This is a genomic window from Terriglobus tenax, assembly GCF_025685395.1.
GTDB lineage: Bacteria > Acidobacteriota > Terriglobia > Terriglobales > Acidobacteriaceae > Terriglobus > Terriglobus tenax.
Genome location: NZ_JAGSYA010000004.1, coordinates 2,075,445 through 2,099,927 on the forward strand (window position 1 = coordinate 2,075,445; position 24,483 = coordinate 2,099,927).

28 protein-coding genes are annotated in these 24,483 nt (G+C 61.3%); 14 read left to right on the top strand and 14 right to left on the bottom strand.

Features of this window, described 5'->3' with window-relative positions:
• Positions 1 to 27: 27 nt before the first annotated feature.
• Complete coding sequence (locus OHL13_RS14130) at positions 28 to 486, bottom strand: hypothetical protein (RefSeq protein WP_263410771.1); 459 nt, start codon at positions 484 to 486, stop codon at positions 28 to 30.
• Positions 487 to 597: 111 nt separating this feature from the next.
• On the opposite strand from OHL13_RS14130, the gene OHL13_RS14135 reads away from it, so the two are divergent.
• Both OHL13_RS14135 and OHL13_RS14140 read left to right on the top strand, forming a co-directional pair.
• The gene (locus OHL13_RS14135) at positions 598 to 1,209 is read left to right on the top strand and encodes a DUF4230 domain-containing protein (protein WP_263410772.1); all 612 of its coding nucleotides are present in this window, start codon (positions 598 to 600) and stop codon (positions 1,207 to 1,209) included.
• Positions 1,210 to 1,256: 47 nt separating this feature from the next.
• Positions 1,257 to 1,718 (top strand): hypothetical protein, encoded by a 462-nt coding sequence (locus OHL13_RS14140; protein ID WP_263410773.1) that lies wholly within the window; start codon positions 1,257 to 1,259, stop codon positions 1,716 to 1,718.
• On the opposite strand, the gene OHL13_RS14145 is transcribed toward OHL13_RS14140, so the two are convergent.
• Genes OHL13_RS14145 through OHL13_RS14155 form a run of 3 tightly spaced genes read right to left on the bottom strand, consistent with a single transcriptional unit; the run spans position 1,715 to position 3,188 of the window.
• Positions 1,715 to 2,128, bottom strand: a complete 414-nt coding sequence (locus OHL13_RS14145; RefSeq protein WP_263410774.1) for an OsmC family protein — start codon at positions 2,126 to 2,128, stop codon at positions 1,715 to 1,717. The two genes, OHL13_RS14140 and OHL13_RS14145, sit on opposite strands and share 4 nt — an antisense overlap.
• Complete coding sequence (locus OHL13_RS14150) at positions 2,125 to 2,676, bottom strand: RNA polymerase sigma factor (RefSeq protein ID WP_263410775.1); 552 nt, start codon at positions 2,674 to 2,676, stop codon at positions 2,125 to 2,127. Before OHL13_RS14150 ends, OHL13_RS14145 begins: the two co-directional genes overlap by 4 nt.
• Positions 2,673 to 3,188 carry a rhodanese-like domain-containing protein gene (locus OHL13_RS14155; protein WP_263410776.1) on the bottom strand — a complete coding sequence of 172 codons (516 nt, stop codon included), beginning with the start codon at positions 3,186 to 3,188 and terminating at the stop codon, positions 2,673 to 2,675. Before OHL13_RS14155 ends, OHL13_RS14150 begins: the two co-directional genes overlap by 4 nt.
• Positions 3,189 to 3,322: 134 nt before the next feature.
• Here OHL13_RS14155 and kdsA point away from each other — a divergent pair, with 134 nt between their 5' ends.
• The 5 genes from kdsA (at position 3,323) to OHL13_RS14180 (ending at position 7,677) form a co-directional block, all read left to right on the top strand.
• Positions 3,323 to 4,132: a 3-deoxy-8-phosphooctulonate synthase gene (kdsA, locus tag OHL13_RS14160; protein WP_263410777.1), complete on the top strand. Its 810-nt coding sequence runs from the start codon at positions 3,323 to 3,325 to the stop codon at positions 4,130 to 4,132.
• A gap of 134 nt (positions 4,133 to 4,266) precedes the next feature.
• Positions 4,267 to 5,643 (top strand): Nramp family divalent metal transporter, encoded by a 1,377-nt coding sequence (locus OHL13_RS14165; protein WP_263410778.1) that lies wholly within the window; start codon positions 4,267 to 4,269, stop codon positions 5,641 to 5,643.
• 267 nt (positions 5,644 to 5,910) lie between these two features.
• Positions 5,911 to 6,468, top strand: a complete 558-nt coding sequence (locus OHL13_RS14170; protein WP_263410779.1) for a hypothetical protein — start codon at positions 5,911 to 5,913, stop codon at positions 6,466 to 6,468.
• Between the two features lie 14 nt (positions 6,469 to 6,482).
• On the top strand, positions 6,483 to 6,911 hold the full coding sequence (locus OHL13_RS14175) for a hypothetical protein (protein WP_263410780.1): 429 nt from the start codon (positions 6,483 to 6,485) through the stop codon (positions 6,909 to 6,911).
• Between the two features lie 4 nt (positions 6,912 to 6,915).
• Positions 6,916 to 7,677, top strand: coding sequence for an alpha/beta hydrolase (locus tag OHL13_RS14180; RefSeq protein WP_263410781.1), 762 nt, complete (start codon positions 6,916 to 6,918; stop codon positions 7,675 to 7,677).
• Here the strand turns inward: OHL13_RS14180 and OHL13_RS14185 are convergent, their stop codons facing one another.
• The 5 genes from OHL13_RS14185 to OHL13_RS14205 all read right to left on the bottom strand — a co-directional run bounded on the left by OHL13_RS14185 (position 7,678) and on the right by OHL13_RS14205 (position 13,471).
• Complete coding sequence (locus tag OHL13_RS14185) at positions 7,678 to 8,538, bottom strand: FAD binding domain-containing protein (RefSeq protein WP_263410782.1); 861 nt, start codon at positions 8,536 to 8,538, stop codon at positions 7,678 to 7,680. It lies immediately after the preceding gene.
• A gap of 2 nt (positions 8,539 to 8,540) precedes the next feature.
• On the bottom strand, positions 8,541 to 9,008 hold the full coding sequence (locus OHL13_RS14190; protein ID WP_263410783.1) for a (2Fe-2S)-binding protein: 468 nt from the start codon (positions 9,006 to 9,008) through the stop codon (positions 8,541 to 8,543).
• Positions 9,009 to 9,092: 84 nt separating this feature from the next.
• Complete coding sequence (locus tag OHL13_RS14195) at positions 9,093 to 11,408, bottom strand: xanthine dehydrogenase family protein molybdopterin-binding subunit (protein ID WP_263410784.1); 2,316 nt, start codon at positions 11,406 to 11,408, stop codon at positions 9,093 to 9,095.
• Between the two features lie 148 nt (positions 11,409 to 11,556).
• Positions 11,557 to 12,609 (bottom strand): Holliday junction branch migration DNA helicase RuvB, encoded by a 1,053-nt coding sequence (gene ruvB / locus OHL13_RS14200; RefSeq protein ID WP_317889945.1) that lies wholly within the window; start codon positions 12,607 to 12,609, stop codon positions 11,557 to 11,559.
• Between the two features lie 79 nt (positions 12,610 to 12,688).
• Positions 12,689 to 13,471 carry a hypothetical protein gene (locus OHL13_RS14205; RefSeq protein WP_263410785.1) on the bottom strand — a complete coding sequence of 261 codons (783 nt, stop codon included), beginning with the start codon at positions 13,469 to 13,471 and terminating at the stop codon, positions 12,689 to 12,691.
• Positions 13,472 to 13,538: 67 nt separating this feature from the next.
• On the opposite strand from OHL13_RS14205, the gene OHL13_RS14210 reads away from it, so the two are divergent.
• Positions 13,539 to 14,204, top strand: coding sequence for a hypothetical protein (locus OHL13_RS14210; protein WP_263410786.1), 666 nt, complete (start codon positions 13,539 to 13,541; stop codon positions 14,202 to 14,204).
• A 4-nt stretch (positions 14,205 to 14,208) separates the two neighbouring features.
• Here OHL13_RS14210 and OHL13_RS14215 read toward each other — a convergent pair whose 3' ends face one another.
• The 3 genes from OHL13_RS14215 to OHL13_RS14225 form a co-directional block, all read right to left on the bottom strand.
• Complete coding sequence (locus OHL13_RS14215; RefSeq protein WP_263411665.1) at positions 14,209 to 14,694, bottom strand: DUF488 domain-containing protein; 486 nt, start codon at positions 14,692 to 14,694, stop codon at positions 14,209 to 14,211.
• Between the two features lie 27 nt (positions 14,695 to 14,721).
• A complete protein-coding gene (locus tag OHL13_RS14220) occupies positions 14,722 to 15,501 on the bottom strand; it encodes an SDR family NAD(P)-dependent oxidoreductase (RefSeq protein ID WP_263410787.1) in 780 nt (259 codons plus the stop codon).
• A gap of 63 nt (positions 15,502 to 15,564) precedes the next feature.
• The gene (locus OHL13_RS14225; RefSeq protein WP_263410788.1) at positions 15,565 to 16,626 is read right to left on the bottom strand and encodes an SDR family oxidoreductase; all 1,062 of its coding nucleotides are present in this window, start codon (positions 16,624 to 16,626) and stop codon (positions 15,565 to 15,567) included.
• Between the two features lie 69 nt (positions 16,627 to 16,695).
• Here OHL13_RS14225 and OHL13_RS14230 point away from each other — a divergent pair, with 69 nt between their 5' ends.
• Genes OHL13_RS14230 through OHL13_RS14240 form a run of 3 tightly spaced genes read left to right on the top strand, consistent with a single transcriptional unit; the run spans position 16,696 to position 18,203 of the window.
• A complete protein-coding gene (locus tag OHL13_RS14230; RefSeq protein ID WP_263410789.1) occupies positions 16,696 to 17,544 on the top strand; it encodes a helix-turn-helix transcriptional regulator in 849 nt (282 codons plus the stop codon).
• A gap of 36 nt (positions 17,545 to 17,580) precedes the next feature.
• Complete coding sequence (locus tag OHL13_RS14235) at positions 17,581 to 17,808, top strand: AbrB/MazE/SpoVT family DNA-binding domain-containing protein (RefSeq protein ID WP_263410790.1); 228 nt, start codon at positions 17,581 to 17,583, stop codon at positions 17,806 to 17,808.
• Between the two features lie 2 nt (positions 17,809 to 17,810).
• The gene (locus OHL13_RS14240; protein WP_263410791.1) at positions 17,811 to 18,203 is read left to right on the top strand and encodes a type II toxin-antitoxin system death-on-curing family toxin; all 393 of its coding nucleotides are present in this window, start codon (positions 17,811 to 17,813) and stop codon (positions 18,201 to 18,203) included.
• Here the strand turns inward: OHL13_RS14240 and OHL13_RS14245 are convergent, their stop codons facing one another.
• Positions 18,204 to 18,698 carry a GNAT family N-acetyltransferase gene (locus tag OHL13_RS14245; RefSeq protein ID WP_263410792.1) on the bottom strand — a complete coding sequence of 165 codons (495 nt, stop codon included), beginning with the start codon at positions 18,696 to 18,698 and terminating at the stop codon, positions 18,204 to 18,206.
• Between the two features lie 47 nt (positions 18,699 to 18,745).
• On the opposite strand from OHL13_RS14245, the gene OHL13_RS14250 reads away from it, so the two are divergent.
• The gene (locus OHL13_RS14250; RefSeq protein WP_263410793.1) at positions 18,746 to 19,459 is read left to right on the top strand and encodes a class I SAM-dependent methyltransferase; all 714 of its coding nucleotides are present in this window, start codon (positions 18,746 to 18,748) and stop codon (positions 19,457 to 19,459) included.
• Between the two features lie 37 nt (positions 19,460 to 19,496).
• On the top strand, positions 19,497 to 20,285 hold the full coding sequence (locus tag OHL13_RS14255) for a CHAD domain-containing protein (protein ID WP_263410794.1): 789 nt from the start codon (positions 19,497 to 19,499) through the stop codon (positions 20,283 to 20,285).
• Here OHL13_RS14255 and OHL13_RS14260 read toward each other — a convergent pair.
• Positions 20,257 to 21,150, bottom strand: coding sequence for a LysR family transcriptional regulator (locus OHL13_RS14260; RefSeq protein WP_263410795.1), 894 nt, complete (start codon positions 21,148 to 21,150; stop codon positions 20,257 to 20,259). The two genes, OHL13_RS14255 and OHL13_RS14260, sit on opposite strands and share 29 nt — an antisense overlap.
• A 135-nt stretch (positions 21,151 to 21,285) precedes the next feature.
• Here OHL13_RS14260 and OHL13_RS14265 point away from each other — a divergent pair, with 135 nt between their 5' ends.
• Entirely contained in the window at positions 21,286 to 24,480 is a 3,195-nt protein-coding gene (locus OHL13_RS14265) for an efflux RND transporter permease subunit (RefSeq protein WP_263410796.1), read from the top strand.
• Positions 24,481 to 24,483 lie beyond the last annotated feature (3 nt).

Genomic DNA, 24,483 nt, shown 5'->3' on the forward strand with positions numbered 1-24,483 from the left:
TCAGCCCGTTTGTTTATTGCGCGGAACTTAGCGGTTCGCCAGCGTACCGATCAGGTCGACCACATCGGCAATCACGCGCGTCGTTGGGTTATAGGCAACGACGTAGCCGCCATAGTAGCCATACTGGTAGCCCGGCGGAGGCGGCTGAAGACCGTTGTAGTACGGCGGAGGAACCGGCTGCACGCGATAAGTACGCGGAATGGCATAGCCGGCATAGAAGTTCGGGCGGCGGCGGCCCTGCCAGCGGCGAATGTCGTTCGAGTAGTAGCCACGGAAGCGGTCACGCTCATTTCCCCGGAAGTGCCAGTCGGGACGGTTGTCATGACGATTGTCGTACCGGTTATCGCGGCGGTCATCATAGTGATCGTCATGCTTCGCCTGCCCCGGGGGAGGGTATCCGTGCCCGGGCTGCGCATTTGCGGTCACTGCGGTTGCGCCTGCCAGAAAAACGAGTGCACGAAGATAGGATTTCGTGGAAAGAGTCATTTCTTGTTGTCTCCTTGCTTCATTTTTTGATGCATCATTCCTCAAATACGCTGCCGGGACGCATCTTATTGGTTAGCTATGGTCGAAGAACGGACACGAAGCAAGCGGGCCTTGCGCCTTCTCCTCGCGCTGGCGATTGTTTTTCTGGTTGGATCCATTGCCACGGTGGTTTATCTGCGCCATGCGGTGACAGGCGTCTCCGGCCGCATTGCCACGCTGCTGCTGGGCCGCCCGGTCAGCTATGACACGTCAGTGCCTGTTGTCGTTGAGAAGATCCAGTCGCTGCAACGGCTGGAGACGGTCTCCTACTCGATGGACACGATTGTTGAAGGCAAGCGTACCAGCGACATCCTGCCGGACCTTCTCTTCGGCGACCGGCTGCTGCTGGTGGTTCATGGCCAGGCTATTGCGGGCATCGACCTGTCGAAGCTGAAACCGGAGGATGTGAAGGTCACGAACGGGGCGATCCACGTGGAGCTTCCACCGTCGGAGATTTTCACCACGGCCATCGACAACAAGAAGACGCGTGTCTACCTGCGCACGACAGGCCTGTTTGTTCCAGCCGACCAGAACCTTGAGACCGAGACCCGGAGCAAGGCCGAGGAGCAGTTGAAGAATGCCGCGATGCAGGACGGCATTCTGGACAACGCGAAGCGCAACGCCCGCGCCACGGTAACGACCATGCTGAATGGACTTGGCTTTGCGCGCGTGGACGTGAAGTAATGAGGCGAAGTTTGCCATCCCGTCTCGTCCGGTGTCATGCTTTCTGCATGATTCGAATGATGCAAGGCGCGGCGGCCGCCGTTCTCTTCTCCTGCTGCCTGGCGGCAGGTGCACAGCAGGATGCCGGATACTGGCGCGCGGAGAGCAAGACCGCCGAGTCCATTACGGGCGACATTGCCATCTCCGGCGAGAAGCTGATGATGAATTTCACGCGCTTCACCATCGCGGACATCCGTCCGCTGAGCTACACCGAGGTAAGCGCGGCCTTTGACGTCCCTGCCGAAAACGGCAACAAGGGCATTCTTTACCGGCTCAGCATTCCCGGCGATAAGAAGTTCCTGCACCGCAACACGCTGTGCGGCAATGAAGAGACGCAGTGGATGGCGACCTTTGTTACCGGGCGCACGCTGCGGCTGGTCTTCTTCTCCGGCAGCTCCATGCCCGTCTTCACACCGGAGGCCATCTCCAACACGACCTCTCTGTGCGGCAGTTATACCTATCACCGCTAAACAGCGAGTGCAGGCAGCGGCTCGCCAATCTCCACCTTGATCTCCGGCGGATGGGTGAGGGTGTTGTGCAGAATGCAGCGGTGCACGCTGTCATCCACGCCTGCCTTGTGTTCCTCGCTGAGTTCCGATGGCGTGTGCACGACGATGCGCATCTCGCCCAGGCGCGTGGGCGCGGTCAGCTTTTCGGCATGGATCTCGACCTGCGTGCCTTCAAAGGGCAGGCCCTTCTTCTTCAGGTACGCCACGGCATAGAACGCGGCGCAGGAGCCGATAGCCGACAGGAAGAGTTCCGGCGGAGTCATCGCTTCATCCCATCCGTTGTTGTCCGTGGGCTGATCGGTGTAGATGGTGTGCGTGCGCGTCTTCATCGAGAACTGCACATCGCCCATGTGATCGACCGTGATCTTCATACTGTCTTTTCCTTCTTCTGTGCCAGCAGGGCACTGTCTAAATGTTGCCGCACCATCTGCCGTGCCCGGTGCAGGCGAGACTTCATGGCGGCCAGTGAGATGTTGAGGTCGGCAGCGACCTTTTCTCCCGGCTGCTCTTCCAGATCGCGGCGGCGGTAGACCTCGCGCAGCCGTGGCGGCAGAAACTCCATCGCCTCATGCAGGGCATCGCGCAGAACGCGTGCGTCCAACTGCTCTTCCATGGCCACGGCAGGGGCGGCAATCTCATGGCCTTTCTCTTCCATCTCCGCCAGGCGAAGCAACGGCTGCATGCTTTCACGCTCGCGCAGATTGCTGCATACGCGACGCGCGATGATGGCGAGCCATCCGCGGAACGACTCCGCCGCGCGCAGCGAATCAAGGTGCTGATAGGCGCGCATCAGCGACTCGATCAACACATCCTCGGCATCCTCGCGGTTGCCGCAGGCGCGCAGCATCTGCCGGTAAACAGCATCCTTGTGCTGGTTGGCCAGCGCCTCAAAATCGTATTGACCACTTCCATTCGTCATGCAATCCGCCGGTTCCATGGCATGCGGGCCAGAAGGCGGCCCATCATACAGATATCCGTTAGCCCGGCAAAGGTAAGCCCGGCGCCCACAAAGCCCGTTAGCCAGAGCCACTTCGTGCTGACCATGGCAGCCAACAACGTTCCAGAAAACACCAGCAAGCCCGCACCAAGACGCACCTGCCGTTCCAGCGACCAACTGGTTGCGGTGGCTCTTTGCAAAGTGCGGCCGTCGCTGGCCCATGCCGCCGTGCCACCGCGCAGCACATAAGCCGCAATACCCACACTCTCCAGTTTCTGTTGCGCGATGCGTGCGCGCGTTCCGCCCTGGCACAACAAAACTACCTGTTCCCCCGGATGGCAGGCCTGCGTAGTCAGCGTCTCCAGAGGAATGTTGACCGCCCCCGGAATGTGGCCAGCGGCAAACTCCGATGGCGACCGCACATCGATCATCCGCAGAGCTTCTCCCTGGTGAATCCAGCCTGCCAGCACCGATGGAACAATTTCTTCTGCCATGGTCGTTTTTTCTGTCATTGTTTTGCCTTCATTCCTTCTCTTCAGAACGGAAGAATGGTCCGGGAATGAAAAGGATTCATTTCGCCCGCGGGCGTTCGCGCCCGAGGTAAGCCTGTGTTCCAATCCTAAGAGATATGAGTCACTTCGACGTTTCCGGAGTCCAGATTGGCGGCGGAAAGCTCTTCCTGATCGCCGGCCCCTGCGTGATTGAAAGCGAGACCCACGCCCGCACCATGGCCGACGCCATCCAGCGCATAACCAGCGACCTGGGCGTGCCGTACATCTTCAAAGCCAGCTACGACAAGGCCAACCGCACCTCCATCAAGAGCTTTCGCGGCCCTGGCCTGGAAGAAGGCTGCCGCATCCTGAAGGCCATTCGGGAGAGCCACGAACTGCCCGTACTGACCGACGTACACACGCCGCAGGACTGCGCCGCCGTCGGCGAGGCCGTCGATGTGCTGCAGATTCCCGCCTTCCTTTGCCGCCAGACCGACCTGCTGGCCGCCGCCGCCGCTACCGGCCGCGCCATTAATGTGAAGAAGGGCCAGTTTGTCGCTCCGCTGGACATGCGCCATGCCGTCGAGAAGGTAAAGGACAGTGGCAACCCGCGCGTCTGCCTGACGGAGCGCGGAGCCAGCTTCGGCTACAACAACCTGGTGGTGGACATGCGCTCGCTACCTATTATGCGTGGCTTTGCACCGGTGATCTTCGACGGCACGCACTCGGTGCAGACACCATCAGCCGCCAACGGCGTCAGCGGCGGCCAGCCGGAGTTTATCCCGGTGCTTGCCCGCGCTGCCGTGGCCGCGGGGGTGGATGGCATCTTCCTGGAGGTGCACGATGACCCCGCGCACGCCAAGAGCGACGGCGCCAACGCGCTGCATTTGAATCATCTGAAGGCTGTGTTGGAGAAGCTGCTGGCTGTACATGCGGCCGTGAGCTAGATCACCCCGGGTGCCCCATCTGTCATTCCTAGTTTTTCCCTCGATCACTTCCCTCAATCGAGGGGTGGCGCATCTCCGCGCGGTGCTGTACCTTGTTTAGGACGACCTAATTTAGGTTTGCCTAAATATTCGCGATGCCAGAAACCCAGATCCGGCCCCAGACCAACCCGTCCACACCCGCCACCGAGGCCGCCTGCCGCGAAGGTGGCTTCCGCCTGCTGCCGGAGCTGAAACGCGGCGAGCTGTGGACCTACTTTGGCCCCGCATTCGTGGCATCGGTCGCCTACATCGACCCCGGCAACTTCGCCACGAATATCGACGGCGGAACGCGCTTCGGATATCGCCTGCTCTGGGTGCTGTTGTGGTCCAACATCATGGCCATCCTGATCCAGTACCTGTCGGCCAAGCTGGGCATCGTGACCGGGCACACCCTGCCGCAGAACTGCCGCAAGACCTACAAGCGCAGCACCAACATCTTTCTGTGGCTCGCCGCGGAGGTCGCCGCTCTGGCCACCGACCTGGCCGAGTTCCTGGGCGCTGCACTCGGCTTCTACCTCCTGGTTGGCCCATGGCTGCTCTCGCACGGATGGACACGCACCGAGGTGATGTTCGCGGCCGCCCTGCTGACCACCGTCTGCGTCTTCCTCATCCTGGCGCTGGACCTTGCCGGCTTCCGCTTCCTGGAGTGGGGCATCATGGCCTTCGTCGCCATCATCGGCATCTGCTACGCCATTGAGATCTTCCTGGTACACCCGGACTGGAAGCTGGCCGCGTATCACACGCTGCTTCCATCGTTCGACACCAAGGACCGGCAGGGCAGCATCTACGTGGCCGTAGGCATGCTGGGCGCAACGGTGATGCCGCATGTCATCTACCTGCACTCAGCGCTGGTGCAGCCGCGCATCAAGGACGAGACCAAACGCGGCGGCCTGCCCGGACGCCTGTTCCGTTCCCGCTACCTGCGGTTTGAGCTGATTGACGTCTTCGTCGCCATGAACGGGGCCTTCTTCATCAACGCCGCCATGGTGGTGATGGCCGCCGGAGCCTTCGCCAGCTTTGCCGCAAAAGGACTGCCGCCCGTCTCAAGCATTGAGGACGCACATCACACGCTGGGCCCGCTACTGGGCGGCATCTCCGCCACGGTGTTTGCGGTGGCGCTGCTGTGCTCGGGGCTGTCATCGTCCACCGTCGGTGTGATGGCCGGGCAGGTAGTGCTGGAGGGCTTCCTCGACATCAAGTTCTCCATCTTCCTGCGCCGCCTGCTGACGATCATCCCCGCACTGGTGGTCATCGGCATCGGACTTGACCCGCTGAAGATCCTCATCCTCTCGCAGGTGGTGCTCAGCTTCGCCCTGCCCTTCGCGCTGATTCCGCTGCTGCTGCTGACCAGCCGCAAGGACGTGATGGATGACTTTGTGAACTCAAAGCGCACCAACTATGCGGGCTGGCTGATCGTCAGCATTATTGTTGCGCTGAATGTGCTGCTGCTGTGGCAGACGTTTGTTGGGTAAGCAGGGTCTTCCCCCTAAGTAAACTCTGGGTGCCCCATTCATGCGAAGCATGAATGGGAGATTCGAGCGAAGCTCGAACCCGTACCGCCCATCCCACCCATCCGCTTCGCGTATGGATGGGGCACCCAGATCTGTGACTTCACCCACGCCGATAGTTCACCAGCATCCACACTGTGCCCTCTTCCTAACCCACCCTTCTCTGCGCTATAGTCCATCTCTCATCCGGGCCCGTTGTTGTTTGGTTTCGTACTCCCAGGAGAAACCGCAATGGCAGCTACCTGTTATCTCTGCGTCTACGGAAACACCGGTTCCTACTCCATCAGCAACGGTGGCGGCCCGGCGGGCGACCCGCTGGGCGGATGCGGCATCTGTTCCATCTTTGCCTGCGACCGGCATGCGTTGCGCAACTCGCTGCAGCGGCGGTATGAGTGCGGCATCTGTATTCCGGCCAGCATCTCGCCGCGCAGCGGGCCTCCGGGTGGAAGCGGTGGTGGCGGCGGCTCCTCGCCCACGCGGCCTGGCGGTCCCACGAGTGGCGGAGGGCAGACCTACACCGCCGAGACCTTCAAAGCCGAGTACACTACGGCGTCAGACCTGCTGGTTGAAAAGGTTCGCGAAGCCCTGACCGATGTGAACGCCACGCTGTACAACTACTTCGGCCAGCAGTTGGCGTCGCGTGTACTGCCGCAGCTTGCGGGCGAAGGCATGACGCCGCAGGCCATGCTGGCGCGGCTGGCCACGGCCGTCACCATCATCGACTTTACCGAGTTGCCCAACACACTGTTCCCCGCCTACCTGCAAACCGAACGCGAGATGGCCGAATGAGCAAGTCAGGGAGAGTGCGCCATGATGCCGCGTTGGACGGCGATACGCTGCTGTTTGCTCCGGGCAATCCGTGGGGCATTACCGCGAAGGACCGCGTGCGCCTGAAGGCGGTGAAAGGGCGGTTCCGCCAGACGGCGCGGGCCACGCTCGCCGCCTGGGATGTGGCTCCGACGGACGTGGACAACATCCTCTCCGGCAAGTGGAAGGGCGCGGCGAATGAACCGGTCAGCGTGGCCACGCTGGGCGCAGTGCAGTTCGCCCTGCTGCGTGTGACGAAGAAGAGCTGGATCGGGCTGGTGTTCGTGATCGCGTCCATCGTCGCGGCCTATCTGACAGCGCAGTCCAAGGCCGTGGGTGGCCACCTGAAGACGGTTGAGATTACCGTGCTGTTGCTGACCGCCGCCGGAACCGCATGGTCCTGGTGGCGCGACCTGATCAAATAGCTTCATGGCAGAAGCGCGTATCACTTTTCAGAACTCCCGCAACCTGACGCTGATCGGCGACCTTGCGACGGTCAGCCCGACGCATGCCGTCATCCTGTCGCATGGTTTTATGAGCGACCGCAACGGGCGCGGACGCCTGCCCGCCCTGGCTGCGGCGTTGAATGCCGCCGGCATCTCCACGTTGCGCTATGACTTCGCCGGGTGCGGCGAGTCGGACGATGACATTCTGACACCCGATGGCCTGCGCGACGATCTGCACTCGGCCATCCGCTTCCTTGAACAGAAGGGCTTCCGGCACATCGGGCTGTATGGGCATTCGCTGGGTGGGACGATCTCCATTGCCTCGTATCAGCCGGGAATCAAGGCATTGGCCACGACTGGCGCCGGCACCGGAGCGGCGCACTATCGCTTTGAAGAGTTCTTCCCCGCCGACGCGCTGGCCGAGATGGAACGCACCGGTGTTCTGGCTGCTCCGGGGCGTTCGGAACATCGCACCGTCATCCGTGCCTCGCGCGAGATGATTCTGGCCTTCAACAGCTTCTCCGCCGACGACCTGCTGAACCCCATCAACATCCCGGTGCTGCTGATCCATGGTGGGGGCGATGACGAGGAACGCATGCTGGCCGCCATCGCGCAGAAGGCGATCCATCGCCTGCCAACAGGGTCAGAGCTGAAGATCTATCCCGAGGCTCCGCATGACATGCACGCCATCTGGCCGCAGGTGACGGAGAAGCTGGTGGCGTGGTTCAGCACGCACCTGGGATAGCTACGACACAAGCGACAAGAGAAACTCATCCAGCAGGTTGCACGCGACGGCGATGCGGTACTTCGCTGTGGAACGGATGTCGTCGATGGGTTTGATCTCAGAGGCAAGCGCAGCCGCTGCGGCGGTGCGCGTATCGGCGTTGATGGGTTGATGGAGCAACGCAGCTTCCGTTGCGTGAAGACGCGCAGGACGGTCAGCCAGGCTGGCTCCGGCGAGACGAATCTCTTTCACTGTCGCGCTCTCGATTAGCACGGTCGCTGCCAGCGCAATCTTCGAGATGGCCTGTGCGTTGCGCGTGCCCACCTTGCGCACATACTGCCGGTGCGCGAAGAAGCGGCGCGGCAGGTGGATGGCGTAGATCAGCTCGCCCGGCTGCAGCAGTGTCTTCTTGTAGCCAAGGTGAAAACCGTCATAGAAAAGAGTGCGTTTGCCCTGGGTGCTGATGAGTTCGATCTGTGCGTCGTAGGCCAGCAGCGCCGGAGGGTTGTCCGCCGCCGGCGATGCGTTAGCAATGTTACCGCCCAGCGTCCCGCGGTTCTGGTTGGCGATGGAGCCGGTCCATGAAGCCGTCTGCGCGAGCAGGGGAAACTCGTTCGCGATGATCTCGCTCTTGCGGATGTCCGTGAAGGTTGTGCCCGCACCGAGGGTGAGGGTGTCTGCTGTCTCGCGCGTGAAGCGCAGCTCCTGCAAGCCGCCCAGCGAGACAAGCTCGCGCGCGGCAAGACGGCCAACACCGAGCGCCACCATCAGCTCAGTACCGCCGGCGATGGGCGTGAGCTTTGGATTAGCGGCGAGCGCCGTGAGCACGGCTTCGAGCGAGCCGGGAGCAGTGAGGGTGTAGTCGCGGGCGTCGGATCGCATGGCTACTTCCCTGCCTCCGCCAGCTTCGCTGTTTCCAGCACGGCTTCAAAGATGCGCATGTAGCCGGTGCAACGGCAGAGGTTGCCACTGAGACCTTCCTTGATCTGCGTGAGCGTGGGCTGCGGATGCTTGTTGAGCAGGTGCTGGGTAGCCAGGATCATGCCCGGCGTGCAGATGCCGCACTGGGCTCCGCCTTGTTCCAGAAAGCACTGCTGGATAGGGTGCAGGTGCGCGGACTGGCCCAGGCCTTCAATGGTGGTAACAGTCGCGCCTTCCACTTGCAACGAAGGGACGAGGCAGGAGTTCACCAGCTCACCGTTGAGCAGGACGGAGCAGGAGCCGCACTCGCCTTCGCCGCAGCCTTCCTTGGTGCCGGTCAGGTGCAGGTGTTCGCGCAGAAGGTCGAGCAGGCGCGTCATCGGCGGGGCGTCGATGGTGGTGGGGCTGCCGTTAAGGGTGAAGGAGATCATAAAAGTTGCCAGTTCTTAGTTGTTAGTTATCAGGAAAAACCGTCGCGCTTTGCGCCGAATGGCCGCCGAAGTGGTGGCTGGTTGTCATGGCGCGGTTCCTGTGAAGTTCGGCCCGGCGATGGCAGGCTCAAGATGCGAGCTGTCGGCTGCGGTGCCGCCAGGGTCGGCGAGGACTTCGAAGATATCCTCCGGCAGCAGAGGGCAGTGGTTGAAACGGATGCCGGTGGCTGCTTCAATCGCATTCAAAATGGCGGGCGCGGGGCCGTCCATCGGCAGCTCACCGATGCCTTTGGCGCCGAAGGCTCCGTGGATCGAGGGCACCTCGTCGAAGAGCACGTGGATGGCGGGCAGATCGGCGCTTGTCGGCATGATGTAGTTGGTCATCTGGTTGTTGGCCATCACGCCGTCTTTCCACACGCACTTCTCATAGAGCGCGTAGCCAATGCCCTGCGCCACGCCGCCTTCGACCTGTCCTTTGGCGAGTGTAGGGTTCAGCACCTTGCCGACCTCCTGGAGCGCCCAGAAGTTCTCGCACGTCGCCATGTAGGTGCGGGTGTCGACAGCAACCTCCGCAACGTAGATGGCCCAGGCGTACGCGGGATACGCATCGCCGCGATATTTGTCGTCGTCCCAGAAGATGTCGCCGGGCGCCTGGTAGCGAGCTTCCGCGCGCAGCGTGCCATGCTGCTGCCTGTACTCCATGGCCGCATGGCAGAACTGCTGCGGTGTGTACTCCTGGCCGAGCACGCCAGCGGTTCGCATGCAGGTCAACAGGTTTTCGCTGGCTGTCTCCACCAGCTTGCCGACGATCATCGCCGTACGACTGGCAACAGTCGGTCCACTGTTGGGAACACGCTTCGTGTCCGGCTGCGCGATGCGAATGTCGCTGTATGGAATCTTCAACGTCTGCGCAGCTACCTGGCACAGAATGGTGTTGGTCCCCTGACCGAACTCGGTCGAGGAGACAAGAATCTCCGGGTGACCTTCGTGATCGATCTCGATGGCGACGAGCGAGTTCAAACGCCGCTCACCGCTGCCAGTAAAGCCCGCTCCGTGCATGAAGGCGGCAAACCCCATGCCGCGCTTGATGGGACTGGTTGCGTTGCTCGTCGTGAACTCCGCGCGCTTCTGGTGATAGCCGCTCTCGGTCAGCGCGCGCATCAGCATGGCATCCATGTCGATGGGGTCTTTGATCAACTGGCCCGTTGCCGTGGTTCCACCGGTGTGCAGAAAGTTGCGGCGGCGCAGCTCTTCGGGCGTAAGGCCAACTGTCTTCGCGACAAGGTCCATGTGGCGTTCCAGGCCAAAGATGGACTGCGGCGCGCCAAAGCCGCGGAAGGCTCCGTGCGGAGGACAGTTGGTGGCAACCGCTTTAGCGCGGATGCGCAGGTGAGGCCAATGGTACGGCCCGGCCGCATGAATGGTGCCACGCGACAGCACGACGGGCGACAGCGTGACGTAGGCTCCGCCATCGATGGCGAACTCAATCTCGCCGCCCAGGAGCTTGCCGTCTTTGCTGACCGCCGTGCGGTGCCGCGTACGCGAAGGGTGGCGCTTGGTGGTAGCGGCCATGTCCTCCATGCGGTCGTACACCATCTTCACCGGAACGCCCGCCTTCATGGCCAGCAGCGCGGCATGGCAGCCGATAACGGAGGGGTAGTCTTCCTTGCCGCCAAAGGCTCCGCCGGTTTCCACCTGGATGGCGCGGCACCTGTCTTCCGGCAATCCGAAACACACCTGCAGAGCGTGATGCAGGTAGTAGGGGCACTGCATGGACGCCCAGACCGTTACGCCTTCATCGTTGTACTGCGCGATGACACCGTTGTTCTCGATGTAAAGCTGTTCCTGCGCGCCGGTGCTGTACTCGCCTTCGATGATGTAGTCGGCGACGTCCCACACCTCGTCGACGTTGCCCTTCTCCATCAGGTAGGTCTTGAAGACGTTCGGTGAGTCACCGGCATCATTGTTCCAGATCACCGGAGCATCCAACGCCTCACTCTCTTCAATCGTGAAGACAGCAGGCAGCGGCTCGTACTCGATGGTGACGGCATCGACAGCCTTGCGCAGCAATGCCTTGTCAGGATGAGCTAGAAGAACGATGGGCTCTTCCGGATGATTGACGAACTCTACGGCAAGGCAGGGATGATCTTTGAAGAGATGGATGATCGTGTTCTCGCCGGGAATATCCCTAGCGGTGACGACGATGAACTCATCCCACGGAATGCCGTCACCGTAGCGAATAGCCGTGATGCGTCCGCGGGCGAATTTGCTGCGCACGGTCGCGCCGTGAATCATCCGCGGAAGGTGCAGATCGTCAATGTACTGCGCGCGTCCCCGCACCTTGGCTTCGCCTTCGTAACGAAGCGCCGGTGCGCCGACAATGTCCGTCTTGATTGCCATGGTCCCCAAAAGTATTCGCATAGCCTACATCCGCCCACGCAATTGCGGTAGTGGGTTTCTATGCGGCGGTTTCTTTGGGGTTTCTGCTCTTGTGCCGACGTGAATGCTGTTGCGCCGCACGTCAAAAAAGATGATGGACAGCTACTGCTTAGAAAAGCGAAAGTTTTCCCGGCATGGGAATTCCGAGGTGGTCATACGCCAGTCGAGTTGCCACGCGCCCGCGCGGCGTGCGGTTCAGGAAACCGATCTGGATGAGGAACGGCTCGTACACCTCTTCGAGCGCGTCTTCCTCTTCGGCCAGTGCCGCGGCCAGTGTGTTCAGGCCAACGGGGCCGCCGTCGTACTTTTCAATGATGGTGCGTAGCAGGCGGCGATCCAGCTCGTCAAAGCCGTGCGCATCCACCTCCAGCATCTCCAAAGCCTTCTGCGCGGTGGCACGGTCAATCACGCCATTGCCGCGCACCTGCGCGTAGTCGCGCACGCGGCGCAGCAGGCGGTTGGCGATACGAGGTGTCCCACGGCAGCGCATGGCAATCTCGGCCGCACCGTCTTCGTCGCACGGAATACCGAGCACCTCTGCTGAGCGCTGCACGATGAAGCGCAACTCGTCGTCGGTATAGAACTCCAGCCGCAGAAGAATGCCGAACCGTGACCTGAGAGGCGAGCTCAGCAGGCCCGGGCGCGTGGTGGCCGCCACAAAGGTGAAGGGCTTCAGCTCCATTACATGTGTGCGCGCCGCCGGACCCTGCCCGATCATGATGTCCAGCTTGTAGTCTTCAAGCGCCGTGTACAGCTTTTCCTCAAGAACGGGCTGCAAGCGGTGGATTTCGTCGAGAAACAGCACCTGCTTCTCGCGCAGGTTGGTCAGGATCGCCGTCAGGTCACCGGCAATGCCCAGCGCCGGCCCGCTGGTCTGCTGGAAGCCGACCTCCAGCTCATTGGCAATGATGGTGGCCAGCGTCGTCTTACCCAACCCGGGAGGCCCAAAGAGCAGCACATGGTCCAGCGCCTCGCCACGGGACTTCGCTGCCTCAAGCGCGATGGCCAACTGCTCCTTGGCTTTCGACTGGCCAATGAACTCGTTCAGCCGCTTGGGGCGCAGCTTCAGCTCGAAGGCTGAGTCTTCATCGGTCGCACCGGCAGAGACCAGCCGCTCGGCGTCATCCTTGGCACGGCGGTTCAGGTCAATCTTTTTGTTCACGAAGCTGGGTTTGGAAAAGTCCACGCGGATAGAAGTCTCAAGGGCGATGGTACGGCGAAAGTCCCCGGAAGGCAAAATCTCAGATTTTGTCTTCCGGATAGTTCATGCGCAGCAGTATGTTGCGGCACTCCTGTTGGAGCTTGCGATACTGTCCCCAATACACCAGCAGGAAAACAAGAGGTATCTCCACGGCAAGAAGAACGAGCGGAATCCGCCAGGAGTTGATGCCCCATCCCAACAGAGCAGCAGCGACCACCAGCAGCCACAGGGGTGGGCGATCTTTCAGGAATTCCTGGTACCGTTCTCGCAAAAGAGCACGTCGTCCTGCGGAGTTCCATACATAGGGCCATTCGTTGAGAGCGGCCTTACGCTGTTCTTCTACGACTTTTCTGCGATCTGCGTATCTTGCTTCACGCAGTTCCGGATCAAGCAGGTTCTCCAGTGCCTCTGTTGCCCACGCCCGGCACTGCTCAAGATCTTCCGGATCGCTAGGAAATGAATCCTCAACATAGCCCACCTCTGTAAGCTCTTCTGGATAATCCGCCTGCACCATTAGGTAGTAGAAGAAAGGAAGCGACGGCAGTGGATCCTCACCATTTTCCAGAATCTCAACAGCACGCTTCCTGGCGATACGAATGGCAGCGGCATCGATGGGCATTTGGGATAGCCCCAGTTCCGTCATCATGTGGGGCAGCGCATCGCTTATCTCAGAAAAAGAAGCGTTCTCCAGAATCGCCATCCGCACAACATGCGGACCATCAAAGCCAGTCTCCATCGCTTCCTGCGCAACCAGAGGTATTTTCTCTGTAGGAATACGGTTGAGGGAGACCTCGGCCTGAAACTGTAGTGGATCAAATGGCATAACGGCTGCTGCGTCTCCGCCAACAGCGTACATGCTGGCTACGAGACAATAAGATCAAACCAGCCCAATGAAGCCCACCGCTCTTCTCCTTCTCGTTCTCGCCGCAGCCGGTCCCGGTGGTGCGCAGATAGATGCCGTCTGGCAGCAGGCCCGATCCTTGCGACAGAGTGGAAACCTGGCCGCGGCTTATGCGTTGATGGAAGGCGCGCGAAAGGATTCGAGCAATCCAAGCCTCATCGCTGAGTTCATCCTCGCCGCCGTGCAGCTGCCTTCGCAGCGTGCTGAGGGCGAGAAGGCCCTGGAGGAGATGCGCGCTGCTACGGACGGCACTAGCTCCAGCCTGGCGATGGAAGCGCTGGAGCGTGAGCTTGGTGGCATCTACTCGCGCATGGCTCGCGATGGTGGTGAGACCGAGAGGCCGTTCCGCGCTGCGTCCATTGAAGCCTATCGCCGCGAGGAAGTATGGATCGTGCGCAACCAGGCTGACGCTGAAGAGGCTTCCGTGCGTCTTGCCGAGGCGCACATTCATCGCGGCCTGGAGCTTCTGCTGGCCAACGATGTGCAACAGGCAGAGCTGGAGATTCGCGCGGCGTACGAGTTCTCCTGCAAGACATCAACACAGAAGAGCCAGCTCTGCGACCGCGCTAAACAGGCCATGACCGCAGTGAAGAATGCGGCCAGCGTCCGTTCCTTTGCCGCCGCGCCAGCGGAAGGTCCGAAGGACGAAGAGTAGCCCCTTACGGCTGGAACAGTTCTCTCTGCACCGCCGCCATCTGCTGCAGCTGGCCATCGCCGCGGATGTGCAGCACTTCCATCCCACGTGCATCCATCGCCGGACCAAGTAACAGCCAGCGATGGCAATGCATGGGATCTTCTTCGGCACACATGATGGCCGTTACGCTGGCTGAAGCCGTGCGTTCCAGAAGCTCCATTCCGGTTTGAAAGGAAGCTGTCTCGCGCACGCGGGCGTAGTCCACGCCGCCGTCCGCGTTATAAAGCGAAGCATCCCGTGGGCGTCCGCCGAGACGGGCGCCCATCCACACATAGCGAATGCCTGCTTGTTGCAGTGCAGCCCGCAGCGGCTCGCGCGAGAACCACGGCATCCGCCGCGATGCGGGAATCGAGCGGATGTCCGCCAGCGTTTGAATGCCATGCTGCGTCAGCAGACCGAGGAATGTCTCTACCGTGTGGCGGGAGTGGCCGATGGTGTAGAGGCATGTCATCACTGCGGTCTGCTCACAGCATATTGGTTAGTAAATCGACCGCAGCAACCCGCCCTCAACCCGGATTGCCGCGCCATTGGTCGCCGCGCTGAGCGGGCTGGCAAGATAGGCAACCGTCGTCGCCACCTCTTCGCTCTCAATCAGCCGCTGCAGCAGCGAGCTCTGGCGATGCTTCTCGAAGAACTCCTTCTCGGCCTCTTCGGGCGTGGGGTTGGGCTTCGATGCGATGCTCTCGAGGAAGCTCACAATGCCCTCGCTGCGTGTCGGCCCCGGCAGCACTGTGTTCACCGTGACGCGCGTGCCCTTCGTGGCCTCTGCCATGCCGCGGCTGATGGCCAGCTGCGCGGACTTGGTCATGCCGTAGTGCACCATCTCGCCCGGAGTCATTACACCGCTCTCGCTGGAGATGAAGATCACGCGGCCATCGTTCTTCTTCAGCATCAGTGGGAAGTAATGCCGCGACAGGCGCACACCGCTCATCACGTTTACGTCGAACAGCTTCTGCCAGTCGGCGTCGGTAATGTCCTCAAACTTCTTCGCCTCGTAGATACCAAGGTTGTTCACCAGGATGTCAGTCTCAGGAACGGCCTTGATCACTGCTTCCGCACCTTCCGCGGTTCCGGGGTCGGCGACCACGATCGTTACCTTGTCGCCGAACTCGCCCAGCGCGGCCTTCAGCTTCTTCTCATCGCGGCCCGGTACCGTGACGTGGACACCTTCCTCCACCAGTGCCTTCACAATTGCCAGGCCGATGCCTGCGCTTCCGCCTGTCACCAGTGCCTGCTTGCCCTTCAGTTTCAGATCCATTGCCGTATCTCCTGTTCCTGTTGCGTTTGGATGCTTCGATCATTTGCTTCGATTTGCAGCTTGTTACGGAATCAACCGCTCCGCCCGCAGACGCGCGAACAGCTCGAAGAAGCTCTCATCCGTTGCCTGGTACTCCGTAAAGCCGAGCCTGCGGCTCTTGGACATATCGGTGACCACCTCGATGGGGCGGCCAAGGTCGGCGTCCGTATGCCAGGCGGAGGCCAGCACATGCAGGTCGCTTTCCACCAGGCCGTGCTTTGCGGTGATCTGCCGCCACACCGGTTCGGCATCCACCAGTTGCTGCTCCAGCGGCGTGCCTTCGCCCCGCAGCTTTTCCGTCTCCACGCCGAACCAGTCGGCGATGCGCTGCCACATCCAGCTCCAGCGGAAGACGTCGCCGTTCACCACGTTGAAGGCTTCGTCCCGCGCCGCGGGCGAGGTTGCCGCCCATAGCAGATGCTTCGCCAGCAACCGCGCGTCGGTCATGTCCGTTAGGCTGTTCCACTGGACAGACGAGCCCGGAAAACGCATAGGCTTCCCCAGTTCCTTGCAGAGAGAAGCATAGACCGCCAGCGTGGTGCCCATATTCATGGTGTTGCCCACCGCGTGGCCAATGATGGTGTGCGGACGATGGACGCTCCAGCCATAGCCATCGCGCGCGGCGGCGGCAAAGACCTCATCCTCCTGCGCGTAGTAGAAGTTTTCCAGCGGCAGCCGCTCCTGCTCTTCGCGGAAAGGCGTCGCCGGCAGGGCGCCCTTGCCGTAGGCCTCAAACGGCCCAAGGTAATGCTTCAGGCCGGTGACCAGGGCCACGTGCTTCACGCTTTTCGCAGCGGAAACCGCGTCGAGCACGTTCCGCACCATACCCGCATTGACGCGGATGTTCTCCGCCTCTGTGGGCTGGCGCAGCCATGTGGCCAGAAAGACATGCGTCGGCTTCACCTCTTTCAGCGCTGCGGCCACGGCGGCGGCATCCCGCAGGTCCACGGCAACGGGGAGAACCCCCTCACGGTTGCCCGGACGCCGAGCCACACCGTAAACCGTCCAGTCCCCCTGGGCCACCAGCAGATCGGCCAGGTTGCCGCCGACGATTCCTGAAACACCCACGATTAATGCTGTTTGCATGGCTACTCCTTCTACCACTGAAGCTCTCAGGCCCGGTGGCGCATCTTCTACTGTGGAGACTCGCACATCATGGAACAAGTCATTGCGTATCCTGGGACTGGCACTCCTACTCTCAGCCGGCCGGTCCCTCTCCACGGGGACTCCCGCCGCCGCGAGCTGGCGAATTTTCTGCGCTCACGACGTGAGATGCTCTCGCCGGAGGCCATCGGCCTGCCGCGCACCAGCCGCCGCCGCGTCCGCGGCCTGCGCCGCGAGGAGGTTGCCGAGGCCGCAGGCATCAGCACCGCCTGGTACACCTGGATTGAACAGGCCCGCGACCTGAATCTCTCCCTGGCCACGCTTGACAGCATTGGCGACGCCCTGCACCTGAAGCCGCAGGAGCGAGCCCACCTCTTCCAGCTCGCCGGCCAGCCCATCGCCGTCCCCATTCCGCAGCAGGACGACATCGTCATGACTCCGCTGCGCGCCATGCTGCAGGGCATGGAGCCCCACCCCGCCTATGTGCTGGACCCGCAGTGGCACTTCGTCGCCTGGAACCGCGGGACCGAAGCCCTGTTCGGACCGCTGGGCGATCTGCCCTTCGAGGAACGCAACTTCGTCAAGCTGATCTTCACGTCGCCCAGCTTCCAGAGGATCTTCATCAACTGGGAAGATGTTGCCCGCTGCGCCCTGGCGCATTTCCGGTCAGACTCCGCTGCGAACGTCGACGATCCCTACTGGCTGCGCATGGTCGCGCACCTGAAAAAGCGCAGCCCCCACTTCCGCGAGTGGTGGGCGCAGCACAACGTCGCCTGGCCGCATAGCTGGCGGAAGGAACTACTGCTGCCCGAAGGGAAAAAGATCTACAACACCTTCGACATGGAGCTCTCCCGGCCTTCCCGTTTGCGGATCGTGACGTATATTCCCGAGCAGAAATAAGAATATTTACGTTATAACGTTCGTTATAATCAAAGAATGGCGACTTCGGTAAAGATCACGACCATTGGCAACTCTGCAGGGATCATTCTTCCTAAGGAAACGCTCGCGCGCCTGAATCTTGAGAAGGGCGACACGCTTTACCTGACGGAAACTGCTGACGGCATCCAGCTCACTCCCTATGACGAGGAGTTCGCCCGCCAGATTGAAGCCATGGAAACCGTGATGCGCGAGAACCGCGATGTTCTTCGCCGCCTGGCGGAATAAACATGGAGGCGCCACGCTGGATCAGCAAAGCGGCCATCCTGCAAATTCACTCCCGAGAACTTTCGATTGATGGTGGTGCGTCGGGCGTGCGTGATGAAGGGCTTTTAGAGTCTGCGTTAGCCCGTCCTCTCAACACATTCGCCTATGAGGCACATGCAACACTCTTTGATCTAGCAGCCGACTATGCCTTCGGCATCGCGCGAAATCATCCCTTTGTTGACGGGAACAAACGCGTGGCCCTGCTCGCCTGCGAAGGCTTCCTGATCCTGAACGGCTATCGGGTCCTCTCAGAGAAGGAAGAGAAGTATCTGATGTATATCTGGATTGCTGCAGGCCAGATCAGCCAGGGCGAATTCACAAATTGGTTGGAACAGCGGGCGCGACCCCTCCGGTAGCTATAACGCCCTCTGCATCAGCAGTGAATCCACCGCGCGGTCAAACTTCCAGCCCACCCCCTGCAGCACACCGACGCGGGTAAACCCAAGCCGCTGGTGCAAATGCATGGAAGCCGCATTCTCCTCACCGCCGCCGATCACAGCCACCATTTGCCGTGCGCCTGCCTGCTTGCACAGGGTGATCAGCCTCTCCATCAGCAGGTGCCCAATTCCCTTTCCGGCAAACTTCGGGGCGAGATACACCGAGTTCTCCACCGTGTAGCGATAGGCCGCACGCGGGCGGTAGGGACCGGCATAGGCATAGCCCACAATCTCACCACCTACCTCCGCCACAAGGTACGGCAATCCCATCTCAACAACTGCCGCCATGCGCGCCTGAATCTCCCCAGCGGAGGGCGGTTCCAGCTCAAAGGTGGCGGTGCTGGTCAGTACATAGTGCGCGTAGATCCGCGCGATCGCTTCCGCGTCATCCGGCGTTGCAGGGCGAAGGTTCATTCCCTCATCTTGCACTGAAGGCCTGTTCACCTGCACCCTTGAAGATAGTGGCACGCAAGCAGACAGCTCCGGTCGTTCATCCTTTTGACGCAAAGTTCGGCACCGACACCGGCGGCCTGATCCCCGGTCCGAAGCTGAAGACCGGCCACATGCATGACCGCCACAACACCGCCTATCACGGTACGGCTCCGTCGCTCTTTGCGCAGATCATGGAGCTGTGGCAGAACACCTGGACCCCGGTTCCGCCCAGCGACTACGCCTTTGTCGACATCGGCGCGGGCAAGGGTCGTTCCTCGTTTCTCGCCGCTAGAATGCACTTCCGCAGCATCACCGGCGTGGAGCTGAACCCCGCGCTGGCGCAGATCGCCCGGCAGAATATCACCACCTTCGCGCCCTATGCTGTCACCCCGGTCAGCATTCTTGAAGGCGATATCATGACCTTCCCGCTGCCGGCGGGGCCGCTGCTGCTCTATCTCTTCAATCCTTTCGGGGCCACCGTGCTTCGCCGCCTGATGAAGAAGCTGGACGCGCGCCAGTCCACGCACCCGACGCCTATTGACCTGATCTACGTCAACGACGAGCACCGGGGTGTTCTGCAGAAGCATGGCCGCTGGCAGTCGTTGTGGAGCGGCGACCTGCATCTGTCAGATGAGGACGACGAGGCCGACCGCGCCACCATTCGCCGCGACGCACACGGGCTTTACGCCGTGGAAGGCTACGAGCGGTGCAGTCTCTGGCGCTGGCAAATGGACCAGGAGTAGCATCCGTCTATCCCGCCGGAATCATCTAACAAAGGGAATGGCCAGACCCATCCAGGTTCTTCGCGAGCAGGCTACCGCCCTGGAAGCGGCACTGGCTGTGTGTATCGCACAGCCGCACAGGAAAGCCGTCCATAAGCTGCGCACCGCCACCCGCCGTATGGAAGCGCAACTGGAGTTGCTCGCACAGATCAAGGGATTTCCGCCGCATCGCGAGCAGGCCGCCCTCTTTCGCCAGACGCTGAAATCCGTCCGCAGACTGGCGGGCGAGGTCCGCGACCTGGATGTCCTGGAGCAGATGCTGCGCGCCCTGCGCCTGCCGGAACACAGTCACCGCCCCCAGCTGCTGCAGGCCCTGGAAGACCGCCGCCACAAGCGCGCCGATGCACTGAAGAAGCGCCTGAAGAAACACATCCCCGCCCTCGCCCAGGTGACCGAGGAGCTGTTTGCCGCCCTGAAACCGGCACGCGAGAGATCGCTCGCCGTCAAAGACCTGCTGCCCATTGCCGATGCCTGGTACCTCCGCCGCACCCATGGCCTGAAGCTCACGCGCGAGGAGGACCTGCACTCCCTGCGCAAGGCCGCCAAGGTCTCTCGCTACATGGCGGAAACGGGTCTTCCCTCCAAACAGGCGGACGCCGCGGCTGTGCGCTACAACCGTCTGCAGCAAAGCGGTGGTCGCTGGCATGATTCGCTGCTGCTGGCGCAGTTTGCGAGAAAGACGCTGGGAAAGAACGATGCCCTGGCCCAGTTGACCCGTGACCGCGCAAAGAGCCACCACGCCAGCTTCGTGCGCCTGCTTAAACCCTTCCGCCGGCCTCGCGGATGATCTGCTGCAGGTGGTGCAGCACGGTGGATTCCCGCTCCGGTGACCAGGCCATCACCAGTTCCACCCAGGCGTTTTTCTGCTTCAGCGGACAGAAGGCAAGGCCGCTCTTCGGCAACTCCTGCAGCGTGTTGGTCGGCAGAATCGAAATGCCCTCACCGGCCTGCACCAGCATCACAATCGAGCTCCAGACATTGGCCGTATTGGCAATTTCCGGCGAAAAGCCCGCCTCCGAACACATCTCAATCACCTTATCGAAGAGCGCCGGCGAGGTCTCGCGCACGCACAGGACGAAACGCTCGTTCGCCAGCGCACGGACGTCCACCGGCCCGGGCGCCAGCGGGTGGTTCCTGGGCAGTACGGCATACAGCGGGTCCTTGCGAAGCACCTCCACGCGCAGATGAGCGTCATTGGAGACGCCCAGCCGCCGCGTAAAAGCGATATCAATGCGTCCCTCGGCCAGGGCTTTCCACTGCAGCGCGGGAATCATCTCGTGCAGGGAGATGCGGACACGCGGATGGGCCTGCCGGAAACGCTGGATTAACCGTGAGAAGTTTGGACCGACGCCTCCGGTAAAGAAGCCGATACGGATCTCTCCCAGGTCGCCGGAGGCGGAATCCCGGGCCACTTTCATGGCCTGATCCGCACTGCCAAGTACCTTGCGTGCCTCTTTGAGAAAGAGCTCTCCAGGCGCTGTGAGTGCGGCGCGCAGGCGGGAACGGTCAAACAACTGCACACCCAGCTCAGCCTCAAGATCGGCGATCTGCTCACTGAGCGCGGACTGTGAGACGTATAAACGGCGGGCTGCGCGGGAAAAGCCGCCCGATTCAGCAACAGCCACGAAATATCGCAGGTGCCGGAGTTCCATACGGTCATATTATCGGTTTTTCCGATCAAACCCTTCGGAACAAACCGTGCGACCCTAGTAGGCACTGGCCAATCTTTATTATGAGCCGTTTCCTGCGTGTAACCGGCCTGAAACTCTCCTTGAAGGAAACCGCCGATGTGGATCGTAAAGCTAGCTCTGAATCGTCCGTACACGTTCATCGTGCTGGCGCTGCTCATCCTGCTGCTCAGCCCTGTGATGATTCTGCGGACGCCGACGGACATCTTCCCGAATATCAATATTCCCGTCATTGCTGTGGCGTTCCAGTACTCGGGTTTGAATGCGGAAGAGGTTGAGGGCCGCCTCACCACCCCGTTTGAAAAGGTGCTGACGACGCTTGTCGACAATATCGAGCATATTGAGTCGACCAGCTACAACGGCGTCTCCGTCATCAAGGTGTACCTGCAGCCGAATGCGCATCCTGACACGGCGAATGCGCAGGTGACCGCGGCTGCACAGAGCGCTTTGCGGCAGCTCCCCCCGGGCATTCTGCCGCCACTGATTGTGAACTTTTCGGCCTCCAGCGTTCCGATTCTTCAGATCGGCGTCAGCGGCGAGGGACTCAGCGAGCAGGTCCTGAACGACAATGCGCAGAACGTCATCCGTACGCAGCTTGTCTCAGTGCCCGGAGCGCAGGTTCCGTTCCCGTTCGGCGGTAAGCAGCGCCAGGTATCGATTGCCATGGACCAGGCAGCGATGCAGTCCAAGGGCATTGCCCCGGGCGACCTGCTCTCCGCAATTGCACAGCAGAACGTCGTCAGCCCGTCCGGCACCATCAAGATCGGCACCAAGGAATACGACGTTACCTCGAACGCTGCTCCCCGGCTGGTGGAAGACCTGCAGAACCTGCCGGTCAAGCAGGTAAACGGCACCACCATCTACGTGCGCGACCTTGCCACCGTGAGCGACGGCGCGGGTGTTCAGTCCAACGTTGTTCGCCAGGATGGCCGGCGCGGTGTTTTGATCACCGTCTACAAGAACGGCGACGCCTCCACGCTGGACGTTGTCTCCGGCATCAAGCGCCTGCTGCCCCGCGTGCAGACCCTGGTTCCGGACAACCTGAAGATGACGCCACTGGGCGACCAGTCGATCTTCGTCCGCAGCGCGGTGCAAGGCGTTATCCGCGAAGCGATCATCGCCGCGGCGCTTACCGGCCTGATGATCCTGCTCTTCCTCGGCAGCTGGCGCTCCACGCTGATCATCGCCGTCTCCATTCCGCTGTCGATTCTGACCAGCGTCATTGTCCTTGGCCTGCTGGGCGAAACCATCAACACCATGACCCTTGGCGGTCTGGCGCTGGCCGTCGGCATCCTGGTGGATGACGCCACCGTAACGATTGAGAACATCGAACGCTTCCTGGAAGAAGGACAGGGACTGCATGAGTCCATCCTGGAAGGAGCGGCACAAATCAGCGTTCCGGCGCTGGTCTCCACCCTCTGCATCTGCATTGTGTTCCTGCCGATGTTCTTCCTCAGCGGCGTTTCGCGGTACCTGTTTGTTCCCCTGGCGGAGGCCGTGGTCTTCGCCATGCTGGCTTCCTACATGCTGTCGCGTACCCTGGTGCCGACCCTGGCCATGTACCTGCTGAAGGCCAAGAGCCACCATGGTCCGCAGGCCACGCGCAACCCGCTGGTGCTGTTCCAGCGCGGCTTTGAACGGGTCTTCGAGACCGTCCGCAATGCGTACCATGGCCTGCTGGAGATGCTGGTTACGCATCGCAAGCTGTTCATCCCCTGCTTCCTGGGTGTCTGCCTGCTGATGTTCCTTCTGATTCCGTTCCTGGGGCAGGACTTCTTCCCCTCGACCGACAGCGGCCAGTTCATTCTGCATGTGCGCGCACCTTCCGGAACGCGCATTGAAGATATGGCCCGCCTGACCGACCAGGTGGAAAGCCATATCCGCCAGGAGATTCCGCAGGATGAGATGTCGAGCATCCTGGACAATATCGGCCTGCCCTTCAGCCAGATCAATACCACTCACCTTACGAACGGAACCATTGGTCCTTTTGATGGTGACGTGATGGTGAGCCTGAAGGAAGACCACCACCCAACGGACCGCTACGTTGCGCACCTGCGCCGCGACCTGCCGAAGATGTTTCCCGGCACGACCTTCTACTTCCTTCCGGCCGACATCACGACGCAGATCCTGAACTTTGGTCTGCCTGCTCCGATTGACGTTCAGTTCGAAGGATCGAACCCGGCTCAGAACCATGAACTGGCTTCGAAGGTCATGGAGGAGCTGCGCGCGGTACCGGGCCTGACCGATCTGCGCATTCAGCAGCCGATGGACTATCCGACGCTGAAGCTCAACCTGGACCGCACCAAGGCGTTGCAGGGCGGCTTCACCGCAACCGACGTGACCACCAGCCTTCGCAACACGCTGAGCGGCAGCTTCCAGGTGAACCCGATCTTCTTCCTGAACTGGAAGAACAACGTGAACTACAACGTCGTGGCGCAGACACCGCAGTACAAGATGGACTCTCTGGCGGCGCTGCAGAATATTCCCTTGAACCGCGGATCGCTGGGCAATGCAGCCAACCGGCAGCCTGAAACACTGAATAACGTAGCAACCGTTGAGCGTGGCACGGAGATGGCCACGGTCAACCACTACAACATCCGCCGCGTCGTCGATATCTACGGCGCAGTGCAGGGCCGTGATCTTGGCTCGGTCAGCCGCGACATCAACAAGATTCTGGACAAGCACCGCAAGACCCTGCCCAAGGGCGTCTTCCTCACCCTGCGCGGACAGGTGGAGACGATGAAGAGCAGCTACATCGGCCTGATCGGCGGTCTGGCGTTCTCCATCGTTCTGGTCTACCTGCTGATCGTGGTCAACTTCCAGAGCTGGGTCGATCCGTTCATCATCATCACGGCTCTGCCCGCCGCGCTTGCAGGCATCGTACTGTTCCTCTTCATTACCGCAACCCGTCTCAGTGTTCCGGCGCTGATGGGAGCCATCATGTGCATGGGCGTGGCCACGGCCAACTCCATCCTTGTGGTCAGCTTCGCAAAGCTTCGGTATGAGGACCACGGCGACGCCATCCAGGCCGCTACCGAAGCCGGTTTCACCCGCTTCCGCCCCGTCATGATGACGGCACTGGCCATGATCATCGGCATGGTGCCCATGGCCCTGGGCATGGGTGACGGCGGCGAGCAGAACGCACCCCTTGGCCGCGCCGTTATCGGCGGCCTGATGTGTGCCACGGTTGCCACCCTGGTCTTTGTTCCCACTGTCTTCGCGCTGATTCACGGACGCAAGCCGAAGCCCACGAATGTTTCTTCGACCGAGAGCGCCGAAGCGCTGCCGGCGTAACAG

Coding starts and splice junctions, on each gene's coding strand:
- OHL13_RS14215 (WP_263411665.1), bottom strand. CDS start 14,694: ATGACATGCCTCTACACCATCGGCCACTCCCGCCACACGGTAGAGACA.
- OHL13_RS14145 (WP_263410774.1), bottom strand. CDS start 2,128: ATGAAGATCACGGTCGATCACATGGGCGATGTGCAGTTCTCGATGAAG.
- OHL13_RS14210 (WP_263410786.1), top strand. CDS start 13,539: ATGAAGCCCACCGCTCTTCTCCTTCTCGTTCTCGCCGCAGCCGGTCCC.
- OHL13_RS14235 (WP_263410790.1), top strand. CDS start 17,581: ATGGCGACTTCGGTAAAGATCACGACCATTGGCAACTCTGCAGGGATC.
- OHL13_RS14130 (WP_263410771.1), bottom strand. CDS start 486: ATGACTCTTTCCACGAAATCCTATCTTCGTGCACTCGTTTTTCTGGCA.
- OHL13_RS14140 (WP_263410773.1), top strand. CDS start 1,257: ATGATTCGAATGATGCAAGGCGCGGCGGCCGCCGTTCTCTTCTCCTGC.
- OHL13_RS14230 (WP_263410789.1), top strand. CDS start 16,696: ATGGAACAAGTCATTGCGTATCCTGGGACTGGCACTCCTACTCTCAGC.
- OHL13_RS14190 (WP_263410783.1), bottom strand. CDS start 9,008: ATGATCTCCTTCACCCTTAACGGCAGCCCCACCACCATCGACGCCCCG.
- OHL13_RS14195 (WP_263410784.1), bottom strand. CDS start 11,408: ATGGCAATCAAGACGGACATTGTCGGCGCACCGGCGCTTCGTTACGAA.
- OHL13_RS14265 (WP_263410796.1), top strand. CDS start 21,286: ATGTGGATCGTAAAGCTAGCTCTGAATCGTCCGTACACGTTCATCGTG.
- OHL13_RS14205 (WP_263410785.1), bottom strand. CDS start 13,471: ATGCCATTTGATCCACTACAGTTTCAGGCCGAGGTCTCCCTCAACCGT.
- OHL13_RS14180 (WP_263410781.1), top strand. CDS start 6,916: ATGGCAGAAGCGCGTATCACTTTTCAGAACTCCCGCAACCTGACGCTG.
- OHL13_RS14155 (WP_263410776.1), bottom strand. CDS start 3,188: ATGGCAGAAGAAATTGTTCCATCGGTGCTGGCAGGCTGGATTCACCAG.
- OHL13_RS14220 (WP_263410787.1), bottom strand. CDS start 15,501: ATGGATCTGAAACTGAAGGGCAAGCAGGCACTGGTGACAGGCGGAAGC.
- kdsA (WP_263410777.1), top strand. CDS start 3,323: ATGAGTCACTTCGACGTTTCCGGAGTCCAGATTGGCGGCGGAAAGCTC.
- OHL13_RS14150 (WP_263410775.1), bottom strand. CDS start 2,676: ATGACGAATGGAAGTGGTCAATACGATTTTGAGGCGCTGGCCAACCAG.
- OHL13_RS14225 (WP_263410788.1), bottom strand. CDS start 16,626: ATGCAAACAGCATTAATCGTGGGTGTTTCAGGAATCGTCGGCGGCAAC.
- OHL13_RS14240 (WP_263410791.1), top strand. CDS start 17,811: ATGGAGGCGCCACGCTGGATCAGCAAAGCGGCCATCCTGCAAATTCAC.
- OHL13_RS14185 (WP_263410782.1), bottom strand. CDS start 8,538: ATGCGATCCGACGCCCGCGACTACACCCTCACTGCTCCCGGCTCGCTC.
- OHL13_RS14255 (WP_263410794.1), top strand. CDS start 19,497: ATGGCCAGACCCATCCAGGTTCTTCGCGAGCAGGCTACCGCCCTGGAA.
- OHL13_RS14245 (WP_263410792.1), bottom strand. CDS start 18,698: ATGAACCTTCGCCCTGCAACGCCGGATGACGCGGAAGCGATCGCGCGG.
- OHL13_RS14260 (WP_263410795.1), bottom strand. CDS start 21,150: ATGGAACTCCGGCACCTGCGATATTTCGTGGCTGTTGCTGAATCGGGC.
- OHL13_RS14165 (WP_263410778.1), top strand. CDS start 4,267: ATGCCAGAAACCCAGATCCGGCCCCAGACCAACCCGTCCACACCCGCC.
- OHL13_RS14170 (WP_263410779.1), top strand. CDS start 5,911: ATGGCAGCTACCTGTTATCTCTGCGTCTACGGAAACACCGGTTCCTAC.